Origin of the sequence: Stenotrophomonas sp. GD04054, from assembly GCF_029836955.1 — a bacterium.
Taxonomy (GTDB): Bacteria; Pseudomonadota; Gammaproteobacteria; order Xanthomonadales; family Xanthomonadaceae; genus Stenotrophomonas; species Stenotrophomonas maltophilia_A.
Genome location: NZ_JAOECR010000095.1, coordinates 1 through 6433 on the forward strand (window position 1 = coordinate 1; position 6433 = coordinate 6433).

4 protein-coding genes are annotated in these 6433 nt (G+C 65.2%); 1 reads left to right on the forward strand and 3 read right to left on the reverse strand.

Annotated elements, in window-relative coordinates; translation table 11 throughout:
- Positions 1–573: 573 nt before the first annotated feature.
- The 3 genes from N7573_RS22150 to N7573_RS22160 form a co-directional block, all read right to left on the reverse strand.
- On the reverse strand, positions 574–2292 hold the full coding sequence (locus N7573_RS22150) for a thiamine pyrophosphate-dependent enzyme (RefSeq protein WP_279913830.1): 1719 nt from the start codon (positions 2290–2292) through the stop codon (positions 574–576).
- A gap of 132 nt (positions 2293–2424) precedes the next feature.
- Positions 2425–3282 carry an SH3 domain-containing protein gene (locus N7573_RS22155; RefSeq protein WP_279913831.1) on the reverse strand — a complete coding sequence of 286 codons (858 nt, stop codon included), beginning with the start codon at positions 3280–3282 and terminating at the stop codon, positions 2425–2427.
- Positions 3283–3318: 36 nt separating this feature from the next.
- Positions 3319–3801 carry a DUF3574 domain-containing protein gene (locus tag N7573_RS22160; protein ID WP_032128812.1) on the reverse strand — a complete coding sequence of 161 codons (483 nt, stop codon included), beginning with the start codon at positions 3799–3801 and terminating at the stop codon, positions 3319–3321.
- A 214-nt stretch (positions 3802–4015) separates the two neighbouring features.
- Here N7573_RS22160 and N7573_RS22165 point away from each other — a divergent pair.
- The coding region (locus N7573_RS22165) for a TonB-dependent receptor (protein WP_279943292.1) at positions 4016–6433 on the forward strand (2418 nt) is incomplete at its 3' end.

The following is a 6433-nucleotide window of genomic DNA, read 5'->3' on the forward strand; positions in this document are numbered from 1 at the left end:
CCTTGGGGGCTCGATGGCGCCATCCATGGCGCCAACGGTCCTGCGCAGCCCATCCCGACCGGCCCCTGACAGTTTCCTGCGGATGCCAGCCACGGAAGAGAATCAAAAGATCAAAAGCAAAGGCAGGCGCTCGTTGTAGAGCCGAGCCCATGCTCGGCTGCTGTACGCGAAGCCTCTCAGCCGAGCATGGCTCGGCTCTACAAGAACAATTCGATCATTTCCACGCTGTCCACGCATGGCGTGGATCTACTGTGTCGACCAAGGTCGACACCTACCAACAGCAGCGATGATCTGTCGAAGGCGGGGTGGGTCCGGTTGCGGGGGCGTGAGCGCCATGGATGGCGCGACCGAGCTTACATGGGTGAGGGCGCTTTGCTTGCGAAGCATTGCTTCGCAAGCGCCCGAACGCACAGCCGCCAGCGGCTGGGCCGGGCCCCGGAGGGGGACTTGCAGCGTCCCCCGCAACCGGACCCACCCCGCCATCCCTCAGAAACCTGCTCCTGCTGTTGGTGTTGCCGGCCAGCGGCCGGCACTACCGCGGGTGCAGGGCGCAGCCCTGCATCGACCAACCCCCTACTTCTTCAGGAAGTTGTCCACCAGCAGATGCTTCACGTCGTCGAAGCGGCCGTTCAACACCGCCTTGGCCGCATACAGCGCGGTACCGGCCACCTGCTTGGCCTCGATCTGCGGCGGCATCACCAGCTCGGCACGGCTGGTATGCACGTCCAGCAGCGCCGGGCCGCGCTGCGCCAGGAAGTCCTGCACCGCCTCCTCCAGATCCTCGCTGCGCGTCACCGTGCGGCCGTGGAAGCCGATCACCTCGGCCAGGCGGCCGAAGTCCGGGTTCTTCAGGTCGGTGTAGTTGTCCAGCAGCCCCTCCACCTTCTGCTCCAGCTCGACGAAATTCAGCGAGCCGTTGTTGAACACCACCACCTTGATCGGCAGGTTTTCCTGCACGGCCGTCAACAGGTCGCCCAACAGCATTGCCAGACCGCCGTCGCCGGAAAGCGAGATCACCTGCCGGCCGGGGAACGCCTTCTGCAGGCCCAGCGCCTGCGGCATCGCGTTGGCCATCGTGCCGTGCAGCAAGCTGGTCAGCGTGCGGCGGCGTCCGTTGACGCGGATATGGCGCAGCACCCACACCATCGGCGAGCCACCGTCGGCAGTGAACAGCGCATCATCGGTGGCATATTTCGACAGCAGCGCGGTCAGGTGCTGCGGATGGATCAACTCGCCCTCACCGGGCTGCTCTTCCTTCTCGCGCTTCTTCAGTGCCTTGTCACGGCGCTCGATACACTCGTCCAGGAAACTGCTGTCCTCGCGCGGCGGCAGCATCGGCAGCAATGCATCCAGCGTCGGTGCGATATCACCGACCACACCAAGGTTCACCGGATGGCGACGGCCAAGGTGGCTGCCATCACGGTCGACCTGGATGATCGTGGCCTTGTCCGGATAGAACTGGCTCCACGCGAAATCCGCGCCGAGCAGCAACAGCGTGTCGCACTCCATCAGTGTGTGGAAGCCGGATTCGATGCCGAAGATGCCGGTCATGCCCATGTTGTACGGGTTGTCCGGCTCGACGAAATCCTTGGCGCGCGAGGTGTGCGCCACCGGCGCCTGCAACCTGCGCGCCAGTTCCAACAACTGCACGTGTGCACCCTGGCAGCCGGCGCCGGCATAGATGCCGATGCGCTTGCCCTGCCCCAACAACTCGGCGATGCGCTGCAGTTCGGCGTCGGACGGGCGCAGCACCGGCTGGGTGTAGTGCACCGAGAACGGCACATCGTGCTTCACCTCGGCCTCGCTGATGTCAGCCGGCAGGATCACTACGGCGACGCCGCGACGGCTGATCGCGGCCTGGCAGGCCAGCGCCACCACGCGTCGCGCCTGCTCGGCACTGTGCACCTGCTCGCAGAACACCGTGCAGCTGCCATACACCGCCTTGAAGTCCACTTCCTGCGGGAACTCCATGCCCAGTTCGCTGGTGACGATCTGGCTGGCGATCAGCACCATCGGCGCCCGGTTGCGATTGCTCTCGAAGATGCCATTGATGAAATGCAGGCCACCGGGCCCGCAGGAGCCAGCACACGCCGTCAACTGGCCGCTCACCAACGAATCGGCGCCTGCGGCGAACGCTGCCACTTCTTCATGGCGTACGTGCACCCAGGCGATCTCGCTGCCATGCATCGCATCGGTCACATGGTTGAGCGTATCGCCCACGATGCCGTAGCAACGGCGGACACCGGCCTGCTGCAGGGCGTCCACCACGATTTCGGCCACGCGCTTGCTCATCGGATACATCCTCGAACGGGGGAACGTCCGAGGCTAGACCTGATGAAGTGATGCTTCCGCAAAAAAAGGGGACGGAGGGAATTAAGTCGTTAACGGCACAAACGACTTAATTCCCTCCGTCCCCATTTTTCTTCAATCGTTGACGTTGATCCAGCCTTCCACCGCGCCCTGCTTCGAGTTGCGGTAGCGCAGCTTCATCCAGCCATCCTGTTCATCCAGCATTTCCACACGGTCGCCCTGTACCAGGTAACGCTTGGTGCTTGATGCGCCGGATCGATCGAACAGGAACAACCGCGCTGGCACCACGGTGGCCTGCTGGCCACGCAGCGGCCCATCCGGCGGTGCGCCCAGGCCATCGGTGATGACGGTCTCCAGCACACGACCGGCGGGATCATAGGTGCGCCAGACCGCCAGCGGACCCTGCTCGTCGGTCTGTTCCCATTGCAACGCGGCGTTCACCGTGTCGCCCAGCATCAGCACGCTCTCGCTGCGGTAGAGATAGAGCTTCGCACCTGCAAACCGGTACTGGTCGGTGTACCACATCGGGCCACTGCGGCAGCTGCTGGTCAGGGTTCGAGTGGCAGCATCCACGCTCAACCCCATCAGGTCACCGCAACTGTCCTTGCCGTGGGTGTCGGCCTGCAGCGCGCGGAAACCCACAGTGGCCGGATCGAAGCGGTACACCGCCACCGCCTCGTTGACCATGCCCACCGATGCACGCGCGACCAGTTCCGGGTATCCATCGAAATCGACGTCTTCCAGCGACCAGCGCGAATTGCCATCGGCATCCGCCGCACCCGCCAGCGTCTGGCGCTTGCCTGACGGTGACAGCTGCACTGCGATGCTGCCGTCCTGCTGGGGATCGGCGTGCGCCTGCACATGCGCGGCCACCTGGAAGCGTAGCGTTTCGCTATCGTCTCCACCCGCCTGCGCCGTCGGTGCCAGCACACCTGCCAATACCAGGCCCAGCAGGCATTCCCTGTAGTTCATCATTGCTCCCTGCGGCACCGCGGCGGCACCTTCAACTCAGAACGATACCTCGACCGCCTGCCGCGACCACAGCACCGATTGATGCTTGGTCTGCTGCTTCCACGCCAGGCGGATGGCTTCGATATCGGCACGGCGCTGCGGGGTGTCCTCGTGCAGCACCACCAGCACCTTGGTGCGCAGGCGGTTGGGCGCGGCATCACCGCGGAACAGCCACTGACCATACGCATCGAACACGGTCAGTCCATCCGGGAAGCGCGGGGTCACTTCCTTGTCCAGGAAAGCGCGCCACTGCGTCTCGCTGATGGTGTCGGCCTGCGGACGGTTGCCGGCGCCCTGCTCCTCGCCCACGCCGAAGTACAGCTCACTGCGCACCCAGCCGTGGCCGGCGGACGGGCGTGCGGCATCACCCTTCAGTTCGGCGGTGGTGGCCGTGGCATAGGCGCTGGGCGCCTGAGAGGACAGGCTGGCGCAGCCACTGGTGGCCAGCAGCACGGCGAAGACGAGGCCAAGGTGTTTCATCGGTACAGCTCCGGGGAAGGGGGACAAGGCGAGCCGGCAGCGTACAGCGCCACCGGTCCGGCGTGCTGATGCCAACGGGGCATCAACTCATGCCGGACCGGCAGGGACTTGCATCGGCACCGGCCATCACGCGAAGATAATATATCGCTTCATCCGGATGGATGTAAGTGAAAATATCTCCCCCTTCCCCGTCGTCGTTGTTGCTGGAGCCCCCATGTCCATCCGCCTGCCCGCGTCGCCGCTCGGCCTCGCCATCGCCCTCGCGCTTTCCTCCACCGCCGTCCCGGCTCTGGCCCAAGACGCTACCAACCTCGACACCGTGATCGTCACCGGCACCCGTGCCGCCGACCGCACCGTGCTCGAATCCACCTCGCCGGTGGACGTGCTCACCGCCGAGGACATCCGCAAGGCGGGCGTGGTCAACGGTGAGCTGGGCAGTGCGCTGCAGGCCCTGCTGCCGTCGTTCAACTTCCCGCGCCAGTCCAACTCCGGCGGCGCCGACCACGTGCGCGCCGCACAGCTGCGTGGCCTGTCGCCGGACCAAGTGCTGGTGCTGGTCAATGGCAAGCGCCGCCACCACACCGCGCTGGTGAACACCGACAGCAAGATCGGCAAGGGCACCACGCCGGTCGACTTCAATTCGATCCCGGTCAGCGCGATCAAGCGCATCGAAGTGCTGCGCGACGGCGCCGGTGCGCTGTACGGCTCGGACGCCGTGGCCGGCGTGATCAACGTGATCCTCGACAACGGCGGCGACGGTGGCGAGATCGAGGCCAGCTACGGTGCCAACCACACCGACCTCAAGCCGATCGGCCGCACCCTCACCGACGGCCAGACCGGCAACATCAGCGCCAAGGTCGGCACCTCGCTGGGCGAGGACGGCGGCTTCCTGCGTATCGGCCTGGAGTACAAGCACCGCAACGGCACCAACCGCGCCGGCTTCGACCAGATTCCGCCGTGGGACCAGACGCCGGACAACCTGGCGCTGCTGGGCAAGCGCAACTACGTGCTGGGCGATGGCAAGAGCAAGGACATCAACCTGTGGCTGAACACCGAGATTCCGGTAGGCCAGACGTCGACGTTCTACGCGTTCGGCACCTTCAACCAGCGTGATACCGAAGGTGCGAACTACTTCCGCTACCCCGATGGCGATGCCAACTGGAAGCAGGTCTATCCGAACGGTTACCGGCCGATCTCCGAAGGCGAGAACCGCGACGTGCAGGCCGTGGCCGGCGTGCGCGGCCAGTGGGGTGAATGGAGCTACGACGGCAGCCTGGATTACGGCCAGAACGACTTCACCTACCGCCTGCGTGATTCGCTCAACGCGTCGCTGGGCCCGACCAGCCCGACCCGCTTCAAGACCGCCGACTACGAATACGCACAGACCGTGGGCAACCTCGACCTGAGTCGTGTGTTCACCCAGAGCGACAGCATCAGCCACACCCTGGGCCTGGGCGTGGAAGCGCGCCATGAGCGCTACCAGACCCGCCCGGGTGACCCGGCCAGCTACGCCGCCGGCCCCTACACCGATCGCCCGACCGGCTCGCAGGCCGGTGGTGGCCTGACCCCGCAGGATGCGGCGCGGCTGTCGCGCGACGTGGCCAGCGCCTACGCCAGCCTGTCCAGCCAGTTCGGCGAGAAGTTCTCCACCGATCTGGCCGCACGCTACGAGCACAACGACGATTTCGGCGGTGAACTGACCGGCAAGCTCGGCCTGCGCTATGAATTCACCCCGGCGTTCGCGTTGCGCGGCGCCATCTCCAACAACTTCCGCGCACCGTCGCTGGCGCAGATCGGCTACGAATCCACCTCGACCGGCTACAACGCCGGCGGCCAGCTGGTGCAGGGCCGCCTGTTGTCGGTCAACAATCCGATCGCCCGTGGCCTCGGTGCGCAGAACCTGAAGCCGGAAAAATCGATCAACACCTCGCTGGGCTTCACCAGCCGCATCGGTGAGCACTTCGACCTGTCGCTGGACTTCTTCCAGATCGACATCGACGACCGCATCGCGCTGTCGGAGAGCATCACCGGCGATGCATTGACCGACTACGTGGCGGCCAACTACGGCGTCAGCGGCCTGCAGAGCGCCAGTTTCTTCGTCAACGCCGCCGACACCCGCACCCGCGGCGCCGAACTGGTGAGCAACTGGCGCCAGTCGCTGGGTGATGGCCAGCTGCTGTTGACCGGCACCTATGCGTACACGAAGACCACGCTGAAGAACGTGCTGGCCACGCCGGCGCAGCTGCGTGCACTGAATCCGGACTACGTGCTGTTCGGCATCGAAGAGACCAACACGCTGACCGATGCTACGCCGCGTACGCGTGGCAGTTTCTCGGCCGCTTGGAGCAACGACCACTGGTCGCTGAGCACCCGCGTGAACCGCTACGGCAGCGCCACACGCGTGTTCAACTTCGGTGATGGCTACATCCCGCGCCAGACCTACCAGGCCGAATGGCAGCTGGATGCGGAAGTGGAGTACCGCATCACCCCGCAATGGAGCGTGGCCATCGGCGGCCAGAACCTGACCGACAACTACCCGGATCGATCCAACAGCGATATCCACTACTTCGGCAACCTGCCGTACGACGTGCTGTCGCCGATCGGCAGCAATGGCGCGTATTACTACGGCCGC